Origin of the sequence: Pseudomonas sp. GX19020, assembly GCF_023371075.1 — a bacterium.
Classification (GTDB): domain Bacteria; phylum Pseudomonadota; class Alphaproteobacteria; order Rhodobacterales; family Rhodobacteraceae; genus Pseudogemmobacter.
In genome coordinates this window covers 179,636-194,211 of record NZ_JAMCCR010000004.1, presented here as the reverse complement: position 1 = coordinate 194,211, position 14,576 = coordinate 179,636, and the positions used below count along the sequence as shown (strand labels likewise).

9 protein-coding genes are annotated in these 14,576 nt (G+C 64.2%); 6 read left to right on the top strand and 3 right to left on the bottom strand.

The genetic code is table 11. The features are described 5' to 3' along the window. Window positions 1-76: 76 nt before the first annotated feature. From M3484_RS09930 to mdoH, 3 genes are read left to right on the top strand one after another with little or no spacing between them, the layout of a single operon-like run. Window positions 77-1,339: an OpgC family protein gene (locus M3484_RS09930; RefSeq protein WP_249496743.1), complete on the top strand. Its 1,263-nt coding sequence runs from the start codon at window positions 77-79 to the stop codon at window positions 1,337-1,339. Then, entirely contained in the window at window positions 1,336-2,937 is a 1,602-nt protein-coding gene (locus tag M3484_RS09925; RefSeq protein ID WP_249496742.1) for an OpgD/OpgG family glucan biosynthesis protein, read from the top strand. The genes M3484_RS09930 and M3484_RS09925 overlap by 4 nt, the downstream gene beginning before the upstream one ends. Window positions 2,938-2,939: 2 nt before the next feature. Further along, entirely contained in the window at window positions 2,940-4,667 is a 1,728-nt protein-coding gene (gene mdoH, locus M3484_RS09920; protein WP_249496741.1) for a glucans biosynthesis glucosyltransferase MdoH, read from the top strand. 190 nt (window positions 4,668-4,857) lie between these two features. Here mdoH and pyrG read toward each other — a convergent pair whose 3' ends face one another. Together pyrG and secG are read right to left on the bottom strand one after the other, a co-directional pair. Further along, window positions 4,858-6,501, bottom strand: a complete 1,644-nt coding sequence (pyrG, locus tag M3484_RS09915; protein WP_092896377.1) for a CTP synthase — start codon at window positions 6,499-6,501, stop codon at window positions 4,858-4,860. 151 nt (window positions 6,502-6,652) lie between these two features. Next, window positions 6,653-7,105 carry a preprotein translocase subunit SecG gene (gene secG, locus M3484_RS09910; protein WP_249496740.1) on the bottom strand — a complete coding sequence of 151 codons (453 nt, stop codon included), beginning with the start codon at window positions 7,103-7,105 and terminating at the stop codon, window positions 6,653-6,655. Between the two features lie 307 nt (window positions 7,106-7,412). Here secG and M3484_RS09905 point away from each other — a divergent pair, with 307 nt between their 5' ends. Continuing rightward, window positions 7,413-8,414 (top strand): DMT family transporter, encoded by a 1,002-nt coding sequence (locus tag M3484_RS09905; protein ID WP_249496739.1) that lies wholly within the window; start codon window positions 7,413-7,415, stop codon window positions 8,412-8,414. Here the strand turns inward: M3484_RS09905 and M3484_RS09900 are convergent. Beyond that, window positions 8,375-9,067, bottom strand: coding sequence for a thiamine diphosphokinase (locus M3484_RS09900; protein WP_249496738.1), 693 nt, complete (start codon window positions 9,065-9,067; stop codon window positions 8,375-8,377). The genes M3484_RS09905 and M3484_RS09900 overlap by 40 nt on opposite strands. Window positions 9,068-9,202: 135 nt before the next feature. Between M3484_RS09900 and M3484_RS09895 the strand changes: the two genes are divergently transcribed. Together M3484_RS09895 and M3484_RS09890 are read left to right on the top strand one after the other, a co-directional pair. Further along, the gene (locus tag M3484_RS09895; protein ID WP_249496737.1) at window positions 9,203-12,343 is read left to right on the top strand and encodes a hypothetical protein; all 3,141 of its coding nucleotides are present in this window, start codon (window positions 9,203-9,205) and stop codon (window positions 12,341-12,343) included. A gap of 605 nt (window positions 12,344-12,948) precedes the next feature. Continuing rightward, window positions 12,949-14,553: a trimethylamine N-oxide permease gene (locus M3484_RS09890; protein ID WP_249496814.1), complete on the top strand. Its 1,605-nt coding sequence runs from the start codon at window positions 12,949-12,951 to the stop codon at window positions 14,551-14,553. Window positions 14,554-14,576 lie beyond the last annotated feature (23 nt).

Below are 14,576 nucleotides of genomic sequence, written 5' to 3'. Positions count from 1 at the left end.
AGCAAGACGGAAACCGGCAGTCAGGACGTCCTGATCCGCAAGGCCCGCCAGCCAGCACAGGGTTCAGAGGCGAGACGTGAGCGACAAACCAGTGACCGCCAGAGCCGAAGGCGGTGAGCGGCGTGAACGCGACATAAGGCTGGATTTTTTCCGTGGCCTCGCGATGATCGTCATCCTCATCGCCCATATCACCGATAACCCCTGGACCCTCTGGATGCCGGGCCGGTTCGGATTCTCGGATTCCACTGAGATCTTCGTTTTCTGCTCGGGCATGGCCTCGGCGCTGGCTTATGGCGTGATCTTTCACCGCGCCGGCTGGCTGATCGGGACGGGGCGTATTCTTTACCGCATCTGGCAGGTCTATTGGGTCCATATCGGTGTCTTCCTCGTCGCCGTTTTCGCGATGCTCGCTCTGAACATGTCGGGGGCCTTTCCCCGCGATGAGGTCGGTTCGCTGAACCTCTATCCCTTCCTGAAAAACACCGCGTCGAATTTCTTCGGGCTGATGACGCTGACCTATGTGCCGAACTATTTCGACATTCTGCCGATGTATATGGTGCTGCTGGCGCTGGTTCCGGTGATGATGGCGCTGGCAAGGATCGATCCGCGCCTCGCGCTGGCGGCCTCGGTCGTGCTCTGGCTTTGCGGCACCACAGGCAGTCTCTGGCTGCCTGCGGAATGGTGGTTCGTGAACAATTCGACCCGGCCCTGGTTCTTCAACCCCTTTGCCTGGCAGCTGGTCTTTTTTACCGGTTTTGCGCTGATGTCCGGCTGGATCCCGGCGCCCCCCCTGCGGCGTGAGCTGGTGGTCATGGCGTTGGCCATCGTGATCCTGACCGTGCCCTTCGCCTGGCATGTGGTGATCGGCAAATCCACGATCCTGCAGGACTGGCGCAATGAATGGCGCCTGCTTTACGACAAGACCGGCTTTGGCCTGCTGCGCTATGTGCATTTCCTGGCACTGGCCTATCTCGCCTGGGCAGTGGCGGGCGAAAAGGGCGCGCGGCTGCGCGGTCTCGCCACCGACTGGCCGCGCCTTATTGGCATGGTCACCGATATCGGGCGGCAATCGCTTGCGGTTTTCGCGGTGTCGATGGTGCTGGCGCGGGTGCTGGGCGCATTCCTCAAGCTTTTCGGCCCGGGCGTGATCGTGACCCCGGCCATCAATTTCACCGGTCTCCTGCTGATCTGGCTGACGGCGCGTATCGCCGCCTGGTTCAAGGGGCAGGGCTGGAAACGTCATATGAGCGCTGGTGCAGCACCGGATCCGGTGCCGGCCCAGGCGCCGCACATACATGAGGCCGGCCGCGTCGTGCCGCCTCAGGGAGCCAAGGCATGACCAGGACCGTTTCCGATTTCCTCATCTCGGGCGCACTGAACCGGCGCGGCGCGCTTGGCCTCGTGCTGGCCATGGCGGCGGCGGGTGTGTTGCCGCGGGCAGGGCGGGCGGAAGAGCTGCCCGAAGGCGGGATCGTCACCCCCGAAGGCGTGAAGCTCGGTGCGGCCGAGCCCTTTGCCGATGGCATGGTCGAGGCACTGGCCCGCGCCATGGCCGAACAGCCCTATGCCCCCCCGACGGAGATTTCGCCGGAATGGAAGGGCCTGACCTATGATCAGATCCGCGAGATCTGGTTCGATGGCAAACATGCGCTTTACGGTGCGACTGACAGCCCGGTCCGGGCCGAAATGTTTGTGGCCGGTCTGTACCAGCATTTCCCGGTCGAGATTTTCGCCGTCGCCCGGGGCGAAGCGCGCGAGATCCTGTTCGACTACGATCTCTTTGTCCGCACCGACCGTTTCCCTGAACTGCCCGAAACCGGTACCGGGTTTTCGGGCTTCCGCCTGACGGGCGAGATCGAGACCAGGGGCACCTTCCAGGAATATGCCGTCTTCCAGGGCGCAACCTATTTCCGCGCGGTGGCCAAAGGTCAGCAATACGGGCTTTCGGCACGCGGTTTCGCGCTGAACACCGCAGCGCCGGATCAACCCGAAGAATTTCCGCAGTTCCGCCGCTTCTGGATCGAAGAGGGCAAGCTGCATGACGAAGAGGCGGTGGTCTGGGCGTTGATGGACAGCCCGTCTTTGACCGGCGCTTACCGTTTCGCGATCCGCAAGGGCGATGTGACCACGATGGATATCGAAGCCGTCGTTTTCCCGCGCGTCACGCTGACGGCGACGGGTCTGGCGGCGGGGACGTCGATGTTCCTGTTCAATGATATGAACCGGATCGCCTTTGATGATTTCCGCGAAGGCGTGCATGACAGCGACGGGCTGCTGGTCGCGACCGGTTCGGGCGATCTGTTGTGGCGCCCGCTCAATAACCCGAAATCGGTCGAGACATCCTGGTTCAGCGATGAGAACCCGCGCGGATTTGGCCTGATGCAGCGCGCGCGCGATCCGGGCAGCTATAATGACTTTGCCGCGCATTATGAGCGCCGCCCGTCTTTGTGGGTCGAACCCAGAGGCGACTGGGGCAGGGGCTCGGTCGTGCTGGTCGAGATCCCGGCGGATAAGGAAATCTATGACAATATCGTCGCCTTCTGGCGCCCCGAGGCGCCGATGGAGGCCGGATCGGAAAACCGCTTCGCTTATCGCCTTTACTGGGCCGATGGCGCGCCGCCGGTCGATGGTGAAAAGGCCCGCGTGATTGCGTCCCGTCAGGGGGACCGGGTCTTCGAAGCGGGTCGTATGTTCGCGATTGATTATGAGGCGCATCCGGCGCTCGGCTCTGATCCGGGCGCGCTTGAGGCGCGGGTCACGGCCTCGGCCGGAGACGTGACCGGCACGCTGATCCACAGGAATGACGCGACCGGCGGAATGCGGGTCGATGTGACGCTGATCCTGCCGGAGGACCGACCGGTGGAGCTGCGGGTAGAGCTGTGGCGCGGTGGTGTGACCATGGTTGGTGAAGTCTGGCTTTATCGTTGGGTGGCCTGAACATGTCTCGTGCCTTTCGTCCGCAATATGGCTTCCGCCCGGTCACGCTGCCGGCGCCTCTGTCGATGCCTGACCAGCTGCTCGACCGGCCCGCGCATGACCCGGCCGCGCGGGCAGGCGGGCCGATCCGCAGCCATTCGCGGCTGGCCCGCGCGGCTGTGCTGCTGGTGCCGCCGCCCTTTGCGATCGGCTTTGGCTATATGACCGGCACGGTGCTGGCGGCGGATGGCATCTTTACGCCGGCCGATCTGCTGCTGGCGGCTTTGTCGGGCTTTGCGGTGTTCTGGATGGCGATGTCGGTCGTGTCGTCTTTCTTCGGCCTCTTCTGGCGCGCGCCGGCAAAGGCCAATGCGGCGGCCCCCGGCCTTCGGATCGCGATCCTTTTGCCGATGTATGGCGAGGATCCCGAAGCGACGCTGGCGCCGTCGGTGGCGCTGCTCGACAGCCTGCGGGCGCCGGGCCATGCGCATCGCTTTTCGCTGCATGTTCTGTCGGATACCCGCAACGGGCGGGCGGCACTGGACGAGGCGGCTATGGTTGCGAAACTGACCGCGAGCCGCCCGGATCTGGCGATCACTTATCGCCACCGGCTTAAGAATACCGATTACAAACAAGGCAATGTGCGGGACTGGATCACCCGTCAGGGCGCGGCCTATGATGCAGCGCTGATCCTTGATGCGGATTCGGTGATGGGGCGCGGGACGGTGCTGACGCTTGCCGATACGCTGGTCGCCGATCCGGGTTGCGCGCTGGCGCAGACCCTGCCGATCACCGGCGCGGGCGAAAGCCGCTGGCAGCGTATGCAGAGCTTCGCGAGCCGGGTTTACGGCGGCCCGCATGGTCGTGGCTTTGCGATATGGACCGGGTCTGACGGTAATTTCCTCGGCCATAATGCGATGGTGCGGATGAGGGCTTTTGCCACCAATTGCGGCTTGCCGCATCTTCCGGGCCCGCGCCCGATGGGGGGCGTGATCCAGAGCCATGACTTTGTCGAAGCGGCCTTGCTGCGCCGGGCCGGCTGGGGCGTGCGGATCATCCCCGAAGCCGCCGACAGCCATGAAGAGGCGCCGTCGAACCTGCTGGCCCATATCAAGCGGGATGCGCGCTGGTGCCAGGGCAATCTGCAACATATGCGGCTGTTGAAAGTGCCGGGGCTGCACTGGGTCTCGCGGCTGCATTTCCTCTCGGGGGCGATGGCCTATATCGGTTCGGTTCTGCTTTTGGTGATGCTGGTGCTCTGGGCGATGGCCGATCAGGGCCGGACGGGCCAGACGACGGACCGGCTGGAGATCTGGCTGGCCACCACGGTGATCTTTCTTCTGTTCGCGCCCCGGGCCTTCGGAGTGCTGGATTACCTGCGCCGTGTGGGCGTGGCGAAGGGGCGGCGGCTTGGCTTTGTGAAGCTCTTGCTGATCGAGACCGTGGTGGCGGTGCTGTCGGCGCCTGTGATGATGCTGCACCATGCGAAGATCATCTTCCGGGCGCTGACCGGTGCAGATACCGGCTGGCCCCAGCACATGTCGGGACGGATCCCCCTGAAGGCGCTGCTGAAGTTCCATGCGGGCGAGACCGGGCTTGGCGTGCTGCTGAGCGGGATGATCGCGCTTGGCATCCTGAGCGTCTGGTTCCTGCCGGTGGCGGCCGGGCTTTTGCTGGCGGTGCCGGTTTCGGCCTGGGTCTCGGAACCGGCTGGGGACCTGGCAGTGGTGCCGCTTGTCCCGGAGCGCTGAGGCCTGAAGCGGAATTGAGGCCGAGGCTGAGCGGTTTCTGAGGCAATGCAAAAGGGCGACCCGACCGGGTCGCCCTTTTGCATTATGGCGGGCGGGAAGGGGGCTCTGCCCCCGTCTGCGCCTGTGGCGCAGACTCCCCCGGGATATTTTGAGACAGATGAAAGGGGCGGGTTGCGCCTCAGATCCCGGGTCAGACCAGGCGGCCGCTGTCTTTCGCGGCGCGGACGAAATCGGCAAAGAGCGGGTGCGGCGAGAAGGGTTTCGACTTCAGTTCCGGGTGAAACTGGACCCCGATGAACCAGGGATGGTCTTTGATCTCGACGATTTCCGGGAGTTTGCCATCGGGCGACATGCCCGAGAAGGTCAGGCCGCAGGCTTCAAGCTGCTCACGGTACTGAATGTCGACCTCGTAGCGGTGGCGGTGGCGTTCCTCGATCACAGTGCCGCCATAGACTTCGGCGACGCGCGAGCCTTCTTTCAGCTGTGCGGTATAGGCGCCCAGACGCATGGTGCCGCCTTTGTCGTCGGAGGCTTTGCGACGGACCTTGTGATTGCCCTGCACCCATTCTTTCAGGTGATAGACCACCGGGACGAAGCGATTCCCGCCCGCCTCATGGTCAAACTCTTCCGAGCCGGCGCCTTCGATCCCGGCAAGGTGGCGTGCGGATTCGATCACCGCCATCTGCATGCCAAGGCAGATGCCGAGATAGGGCACGCCCTTTTCGCGGGCGAATTGCGCGGCGCGGATCTTGCCTTCGGTGCCGCGTTCGCCAAAGCCGCCGGGGACGAGGATGGCGTCATAGCCATCGAGCCAGGCAGCAGGGTCTTCTTTCTCGAACAGGGTCGAGTCGATCCATTCCGCGCGCACCCGCACCCGGTTTGCCATGCCGCCATGGGTCAGCGCCTCGGCAATCGACTTATAGGCATCTTCGAGCTGGGTATATTTGCCGACCACCGCGACGCGGACCTCGCCCTCGGCATGGTCAAGCCGGTCCATCACATCTTCCCACCGCTCCAGATTGGGGCGGGGTGCGGGCGAGATATCAAAACAATCCAGCACCGCCTGGTCGAGGCCAGCGCGGTGATAGGCCAGCGGCGCCTCATAGATCGATTTCAGGTCATAGGCCGGGACCACATGTTCCTGACGCACATTGCAAAAGAGGGCGATCTTTTCCCGCTCGCGGTCCGGGATCGGATGTTCCGAGCGGCAGACGAGCACATCTGGCGCAAGGCCGATCGATTGCAGTTCCTTGACGGAATGCTGGGTCGGTTTGGTCTTCAGCTCGCCCGATGCCGCCAGATAGGGCAGGAGGGTAAGGTGCATCAGAATGCATTCGCCACGCGGGCGTTCATGGATGAACTGGCGGATGGCCTCGAAGAAGGGGAGGCCTTCTATATCGCCCACGGTGCCGCCGATCTCGCAGAGCATGAAATCGACCTCATCCTCGCCGACGCGCAGGAAGTCTTTGATCTCATTGGTCACATGCGGGATCACCTGGATCGTTTTGCCAAGGTAATCGCCGCGCCGTTCCTTTTCTAGCACATTGGAATAGATCCGTCCCGAAGAGATCGAATCCGTCATCCGCGCCGAGACGCCGGTGAAACGTTCATAATGGCCGAGGTCGAGATCGGTCTCGGCGCCGTCATCGGTCACAAAGACTTCGCCATGTTCAAAGGGCGACATCGTGCCGGGATCGACATTCAGATAGGGGTCAAGCTTTCTGAGCCGCACCGTATAGCCCCGGGCCTGCAACAGCGCGCCCAGAGCCGCAGACGCGAGACCTTTCCCGAGTGACGATACCACGCCACCGGTGATGAAGACATAACGCGCCATTGGGGACTCCCGTAGTTCTGGAAACAGGCGATTCGGACAGGTGGAATCGCATCACCACGGGAGTCGGCAAATAGCCTGATGCGCGTAAGAACGCAACCGCCTGCCGCAAGATCATGTTTGCGGCAGTCGAAACCCGTCAATGGATTGTAGATCAGTTGGCCGGTTGGGCCGGTGTGGTTTCCGGGGCCGCTTCGGGCGCGGTTTCAGCCGGTGCGGTTTCCGCAGGGGCAGGCGCGGCAGGGGGTGCGGCGGGGTCCACAGCAGCAGGCGGTGCTGCCGGATCGGTGCTGCTCGAGGCCGGAGGCGGCATCATGCCCGAGATGTCCGGGCTGTTGCTGTTCGTCTGCGCGGCCGGGGGCATCAGCCCGTCAATCACCGAGCCGGTGCTTGCTCCGCGCGTAGCCAGAACGGTCAGCGCCAGCGAGGTCACGATGAAGGCGCCTGCAAGGATCCAGGTCACGCGTGTCAGGCCATTGGGCTTGGCGCGCGCCTGCATATTGCCGCCGCCGGACAGCAGGGCGGAGCCTTCGCTCTTCTGGACCAGCACCACTCCGATCAGCAGCAAGGCAAGGATCAGGTGGATCGTAAGGACAAAGGTTTCCATCGGGCAGAGGCTCCATCAGCGGATGCGGCTATCTATTCACAAGATCGCGCCTGCGCAAGGGCAAGGCGGTCTTACCGGTGCCAAAGGCTTCGGGAACGGGTGGTGCGGGCCGTGGTGCCGGCCGGGGCGGGGCGGAGCCGCCAGGGGTAAGGCAGGGGTGAGGGGCGCGCCGCCGGACCCGCGCCCGCGTCGTCATATCTCGTGTCAGTATCCGGAGCGCTTCGCGTGCGGCCTTTGCTGTGAAAACGGGCTGCGTGCTGTCGCTTTCAGCATGGCAGTGACCGGCGGGGCAGGGTAGCCAGGATCTATGACCCAGGCCATTTCCACTTCCCGTCCGACTGGCGCCCGTGCCGCCTCAGCCGGTGCCCGTGCCACCGACCGCATCCTGCCGGGCATCATTCTGATGCTGGCCTTTTGTACCCTGGCGCCGCTGCTGGATGTGTCGTCGAAGCTTGCAGCCGAGGCGGGCGTGCCGGTCGGCTGGATCACCGCGGCGCGGTTCATCGTCCAGGGGCTGATGATGGCGCCGATCATCCTCGTGATGGGGATCTCGCCTGCGCTGAACCTGCGTGCGCTTGGCCTTGTGTTCCTGCGCGCCTTCCTCCTGGTCTTTTCGACCTTTTCCTTTGTCTCGGGCCTGACGGTGATGCCGATCGCCGATGCCCTTGCCGTCGCCTTTCTCGAGCCCTTTATCCTGCTGCTCCTCGGCAGCTGGATCTTTGGCGACGAGGTAGGACCGCGCCGGATCGCCGCCTGTATTGTTGGCTTTGCGGGGTCGCTTCTGATCATCCAGCCCTCGATCACCGTTTTCGGGCTGATGGCGCTCTGGCCGCTCGGGACCGCATTTGGCTTCGCGCTTTATATGCTGGTCACGCGCGGCATGTCGTCTTTCATGCATCCGGTTGCGATGCAGTTCCACACCAGCTGGGCGGGGGTGGTGCTTTGTCTGCCGGTTCTGGCGGTGCTGTGGAACGGCCCCCTGCCGCAATTCGCCTTTGTCATGCCCGAGGGGATTACATGGCTCTGGCTGGTCGGCGTCGGCTTCTGGGCCTGCATCAGCCATATGTGCATGACCATGGCGCTGAGCTATGCGCCTTCGGCCACACTGGGGCCGCTGCATTACTTCGAAATCGTGATCGCGGTGATTCTGGGTTATCTCGTTTTCAACGATCTGCCGAATGGCCTGAGTTTCGCCGGCATAGCCATCATCATCGCCTCGGGCCTCTATCTGGTGCATCGTGAGCGGGTGGCGATCCGCGAGCGGGCGCTTCAGACCGCCGCCGCCGGGCAAAGTGCCCGGATCACCTGACGCAGCCGGCGGCGCGGCAGAATTGCGATCATGCCCGGCTGATCGGGCCTGAGCACCACATCCGCAACTGAGGCGCGGTTCGAGGTGGCGATAAAGCCGTCGGGCTGAAAGACATGGCCGTCCAGCGGCCATTCCAGCCCCTCGCTTGTGCCCGTCACGCGCGCGAAGGGATAGAGCGACACCCTGTCCCCGGCCTTCAGCCGCAGCCTTGTCTCGCCCGCGGGCAGCGCAAAGGCCACATCCTGCGGGCCAAGCACCAGGCAGGGCCGTTCGGGATGGCGCACGAGGCTGTTCAAGACGGCAAGCCCGTGATCCATCCTGGCCCCGGTAAAGCCCAGCCCGAGGATGAAGGGCGCCGCAATCCGCCGCAGCGCCTTGTCAAAATCGGTGCTGTCCTGTTCCGCAATCCGGTGCAGCCGGTCGGAAGGGATCTGCGCCAGTGCTGTGGGCGAAATCGAATCAAGGTCGCCGATCACCGCCTCGGGGGTGATTCCCGCCGCAATCAGCCGGTCGGCGCCGCCATCTGCCGCAATTGCGACCGGTGCGAGCCGCAGTGCCAGCGCCAGATCGCGAGCAGGCACCGGGCCACCGCCGACAAGCGTAATCCCAGCGGAGAAGTGAAGGTTCGGGCATTGATCAAGTGGCAATTTCATGCGGATACTGTTCGAATTAAGGCAAAACCCGGGGCGGGGGAACACAATCAATCCTTCAAATTACCCCGGTCTGTCCATGGATTCGAACAGAGCGTCAGCAATGTTTCCGTGATGGAAAGTATGAGGTCCGCGTCGATGAATGATGCCAGCAAGATCCTGACTGTCTCTTATGGGACCTTTAGCTGCACGCTCGAAGGCTTTGATGAGCCCTTTACCACGATGCGGGCGATTGCCGAATATTTCCGCGATCTCGCCGCCGAGGACCGCTATTTCGGCGCGGAGCCGCCGCAGCCCGATGCGGCCATGTTGCACCGGATTGCCGAACGCGAGATCCAGCGCCGGGTAGAGGCGAAGATTACCGACAACAGAGTGGTGCTGCGTGCCGGCGACCAGCAAGACGGCGTTCCCGCCGCGGATGCGCCTGCGCCGCTGACGGTTGCGCCTGTTGCCGCTGTGGCGCCGGCATCGGTTGCCCAGGAAGAAAGGAACCTCCCGGCTGGGGTGCTTAAGCCGGTGGCGGAGGAGGTTATTGAAAGGGCTGCAGAAGCGGCTCCGGCAGAGGCATCCGCGCCCGCCACGGCTGGCGACCGCAAGGCTGCGCGCAATTCTGTTATGCGCGCCACGCCTGAGAACCCCGCACTGACGGCAGAAGATCCGGCACAGGCTGCACCACCCCAGGCGGCGAAAGCGCGGCGCGACGATCCGGTGGGCACGGCTGCTCCCGCGCTTCGTGATACGGTCCCGGAAGGGGTGGCCGCAAAACTCGCCCGTCTGCGCCGCGCCATCGAGCCGGCCTCGCGCGTTGAGGAAGCTGCGGCGGCACCACTGGCAGCTGCTGCGGCGGCATTTGCCGATATCGCGGAAGATGCTGATCTCGCAGAGCCGGAACGGGTTGCGTCCGACCTGGGGGAAGCTGCCGCATTTGTGCCGGAAATGGGTAAGCCGGAATTTGGCACAGATGAGGATTTCGAGCCTGAACTGGGCGATATCTCAGACGATGCCACTCTCGCGGCGGTCGATGACGATCTGCGCGCGGCCTTTACCGAGGTAAGCGAAGCGGCCGAAACTCCGGCGGCGCCGGAAGAGGGCGCGGCGGACCTGGCCGAATTCGGGCTTGCCAAAATCGTGCAGGAAGCGTCCTCCGAAACGCCCGCCGGGATTGAAAAGATTGCGGCGACGCCCGTTGCGCTGGACATCCCGGTTGAGGCCCTGAACGAAAGCCCTGAGGACGATCTTGCGCAGGCTCCCTTTGCGTCCTCGCCGCGTGCGGAGGGCACGAGTGCTGCCGCTTTGGCCGAGCTGCGGGAACTGGCGGCGGAACTCACCAGCGCGCCTGGCACAGGGCAAAGCGAGGCTGCTCACACCGCCTCCGCAGTGGCGGAAGAGGCCGTTGCGCATACCGCAACTGCGGGTGAGGTCGACATCGGCAGCCTGATTGCCAGCCTCTCGCGTGAAGCATCGCCCGAAGAGGCCGCCTCGGCCGCTGCGGCAGCGGCGCAGGCAGAAGCTGATGCGGAAGAGGCCGCGCAGAAGGCGAAGGCGAAAGCCGCGGGGATCCCGGGCGACGCCTTTGCCGATGACCCTGAATATGACGAAAGCGAAGCGGCCTGGGCGGCCGCACTGGAAGAGACCCCGCCGGAAGCTGGTGCGGCGATAGCTGCGGGCACGGCTGAGGATCTTTCATCCGAGGACGCGGTTGCCGGGCTGGACCAGGATCTGCGCGCCGAACTGGAACAAATCGAAAGCGAGCTTGGCGCGCCGCGTGGCGAAGTCGTGGCCGACAGCGGTTTTGAAAGCGATCTCGCAGCAGCGCTGATGGCGGATGCACCGGTGGCGGCGCGTGATCCTGCGGATAAAGCGGCGAAGGCAAAAACCCCTGGTGACGCTGATGCCGCGCGCAGCGCTGCGGCGGAAAGCCGGGTCGGGACCGTGGCCGAAGATCTGCCGGCGCAGTCTGCTGGCGACATTGCCCGGAACACAGAGGGTGCAGGCTTCGAAACGCATCAAACGGTGGTGCCGGACGCCTCTGCAGCGCCTGCAGGCCTGGATATGGAAGCCCGCCCCGGCGCCGGTCTGCCCGCAGATGACGCCGCAGGCCCCGCGCCGGAGGCGCCGCCGCTTGAACCGGCCGCCGCTGCCCGGCTGGAGCGCGCCCGCGCCAGGGTGATCCGGATCCGCCGCGTCGATGCAGTTGTGACCAGCCCCGAGGCCGCTGCGCCCGGCACCGAAGCCGCTGCACCGGCCGAGGTGACCAGTCCGGTTGAAGCCCCGGCTCCGGCCCCGGAAGCCGTTTCCACGCGGTCGGATGACGATCTCGCCCGGCTGATGAAACAGGCCGATGACGAAATGGCCGGGCCGGAAAACAAGCGCCGCATCGCCTCGATCCAGCATCTGAAGGCGGCTGTGGCGGCTGCCATCGCGGATCGCCGCGCCGGCGTGACGCCGGCAGATCCCGGCCAGCGCGAAGGCGCCTACCGCGATGACCTCGCGCAGTCGGTGACCCAGTCGATCACCCCGTCCATGCCGCATGCGCCGCGCCCCGTGCGTCCGGTCCGGCCGGTGCGCCCGATGCGTGAGGGCGGCGAGACCGCTCCGGCCACGGGCACGCTCAAAGCTGCGGGCATGGCACAGGAGGCCGGGGCTGTGGCGCAGTCGCAGCCTCAGACGCCGCCCGGCGCCGCGCGCCCGGCGCCGCTGGTACTGGTCTCGGAGCAGCGGATTGATCAGTCGAAGCGCAGCGATCTGCGCGATACCGGCCCGCGTCCGCATCTGGTGCATGGCTCTGCCGCAGTGGCAACGCCGCTTGGCAGTTTTGAGGCCGAGCCGGAAGAGGCGGCAACCGCGCCCGGCGCGACGCAGGAAATCCGGGAGTTTGTCAGTTCTTCCGATGCCAATGCCGCAGATCTGACCCTGGATGATCTGGCCGCAGAAGATGGTGCGGAGGAAGACGAGATCGCGGATGACGGCAATATCTTCGCAACCAACGGGGCATTCGCGGCCTTTACCGAAGAGGTGGGCGCCCGCAGCCTGCCCGATCTGATGGAGGCCGCCGCTGCCTGGGCCGCCTGTGTCGACAAGCGCGAGTATTTCACCCGTCCCTATCTTATGAGCCGTGTCATTGCGGGCGAGCTGGGGGAGATCTTCACCCGCGAGGAAGGTTTGCGCGCCTTTGGGACCCTCCTGCGCGAGGGGCGTCTGGTGAAGATGCACCGTGGTCAATTTGCCATCGCTGAAACCTCGGTGATCCTCGCCGAAGCGCGCCGCAGTCTCGGCTGACCGGATCCCGGCCTGAAGCCGGGGCCGGGGCCGGTCCTGTGGCCATTGAAATCTGATGAAAGGCCGGTGCCGCTGGGTGCCGGCCTTTGTCTTTGTGGCCGCTCTTCGGCACGGCTTACCCGACAATCCCAGAATTCCGCGGCCGGTCCCGCCCGGATTTTTCGCAATCAGAGCGGGAATGGGGTTTCTTCTCCTGGGAATTAATTTCCTGAGAATAAAATTAAGCTTCCCGAATCGGACCTGAGGCCGCATCGTCCGGCTGGTATTTCGCAGCCTTGGCCTGGCGCACCGAGCGCCTGGCTGGTTCGGGCGTCGGGCAGTCTTGGGTGTCGGGGAGGTCCAGGGTCGTGATTTCGGCGAATTCCTCTGCTCAGGTCTTTGGGCCGGTGGCTGCCCATTCAGCCTTTTTCAATAGCGTGCAGCGGCCTTTTGTGCCGCAGGTCCTTCGGTCCGGAATTGCGCCGGACAGCACGCAACACTTCCGGCGGCACCGGAAAGATCCGGGCCGGAAAAAAGGTGGCCCCTGAGCGCCACTTTCCAAAAGGGCACCGCAAAATAAAAGCCGCGGGCCCATCAACTCTGACCAACAGGAGGGGGATTTGAGCATGAATGATGCGGGAACGGGGCGTGAGGAGAACACGCTTCATCGGGTGATTGGCTGGCCTGCGGCCTTTTGGGTGGCGGCCGGCGTCCCCGCGCTGGTCTTGTTTTCCATTGGCGGGATCGCGGCAACCGTCGGTACGCCAAGCTGGGTGATCTGGATCATCTCGGTCGCCTTTGGCTTTATCCAGGCGCATACCTATGCCGAGATCGCGGGTCTTTTCCCGTCGAAAAGCGGCGGCGCCTCGGTTTATGGGGCTTCGGCCTGGGTGCGTTATTCCAAGGTGATCGCGCCCTTGTCAGTCTGGTGCAACTGGCTGGCCTGGACGCCGGTGCTGGCGATCGGGTCGGGTCTGGCGGCGGGCTATATGCTGAACGCCTTCGCCCCGGCCGATTCGGCGCTGCTGTCCTGGCAGATCACGCTGGCGGATCTGGGCTTTCTGAAAGAGGGGATCACACTGAGGATCAACGCCACCTTCTTCATCGGGGCGGCGGTGTTGCTGGCGGTATTTGCGATCCAGCATCGCGGTATCCTTTCAACTGCGCGGATCCAGACAATTTTCGGCATTGCAGTGATCGTGCCATTGCTGGTGGTGGGTCTCGTGCCGCTGCTCTCGGGCAATGTCCATTCCGAGAACCTCTTCCCGCTGGTGCCGATGGCGACCGACGAGGCCGGGAATGTTGTCGACGGGATCTGGGACCGCCATGGCATCACGCTGTTCCTCGGTGGCCTCTTTATCGCGGCCTGGTCGACCTATGCGTTCGAAACATCGATCTGCTACACGTCCGAGTTCCGTCGTCCGGAGCATGACACCGTGCGGGCCATCCTTTTTTCGGGCCTGCTTTGCGTGGTGATCTTCACGCTCGTGCCGCTGGCCTTCCAGGGGTATCTGGGCGTTGACGGTATCCTGCAGCCGGGCATCGTCGATGGCACGGCGGTCGCCGGTGTGATGGGCGAGATGGTCGGAGGCGGCGCATTCATCACCAAGCTGATGGTGGTTTTGCTGATCCTTGCGACCATGCTGGCGATCATGACCTCGATGGCGGGCTCGTCGCGGACGCTCTATCAGGGTTCGGTTGATGGCTGGCTGCCGAAATACCTGTCCCGCGTCAATGAACACGGGGCACCGGTCACCGCCATGTGGACGGATCTCGCCTTTAACCTGATCCTGCTGATGATGTCGGATTACCTGTTCGTGCTCGCGGTTTCCAACTGCTGCTACCTGATCTTCAACTTCCTCAACCTCAATTCCGGCTGGATCCACCGCATCGACAATGCGGACGTGCCGCGCCCCTGGCGCTGCCCGACGATCCTGATGGCGGCGGGTGTGGCGCTCAGCTTCGTCAATATGGTGCTGCTTGGCGCCGGGGCGAACGTCTGGGGGGCAGGAACGCTGATGTCGGGCATCGTGGCGGCGGCTTTGATCATCCCGGTCTTTGCCTGGCGCCATTATGTCACCGACAAGGGCAAATTCCCCGACCGGATGCTCGAAGATCTTGGCGTCTCGTCGCGCGATCTGCTGGTGAAGAAGGCCGGGATCCTGCCCTATCTGGTGCTGGCTGCGGGTATCGCGGTGGCGGCGGCCTCGAACATGTATTTCACCCTCTGATCTGCGATCAGATATGAAGAAGG

What these genes read in the sequence shown, in the direction of transcription:
- M3484_RS09925 (WP_249496742.1), top strand. Translation starts at nt 1,336, where the DNA reads ATGACCAGGACCGTTTCCGATTTCCTCATCTCGGGCGCACTGAACCGG.
- mdoH (WP_249496741.1), top strand. Translation starts at nt 2,940, where the DNA reads ATGTCTCGTGCCTTTCGTCCGCAATATGGCTTCCGCCCGGTCACGCTG.
- pyrG (WP_092896377.1), bottom strand. Translation starts at nt 6,501, where the DNA reads ATGGCGCGTTATGTCTTCATCACCGGTGGCGTGGTATCGTCACTCGGG.
- secG (WP_249496740.1), bottom strand. Translation starts at nt 7,105, where the DNA reads ATGGAAACCTTTGTCCTTACGATCCACCTGATCCTTGCCTTGCTGCTG.
- M3484_RS09905 (WP_249496739.1), top strand. Translation starts at nt 7,413, where the DNA reads ATGACCCAGGCCATTTCCACTTCCCGTCCGACTGGCGCCCGTGCCGCC.
- M3484_RS09900 (WP_249496738.1), bottom strand. Translation starts at nt 9,067, where the DNA reads ATGAAATTGCCACTTGATCAATGCCCGAACCTTCACTTCTCCGCTGGG.
- M3484_RS09895 (WP_249496737.1), top strand. Translation starts at nt 9,203, where the DNA reads ATGAATGATGCCAGCAAGATCCTGACTGTCTCTTATGGGACCTTTAGC.
- M3484_RS09890 (WP_249496814.1), top strand. Translation starts at nt 12,949, where the DNA reads ATGAATGATGCGGGAACGGGGCGTGAGGAGAACACGCTTCATCGGGTG.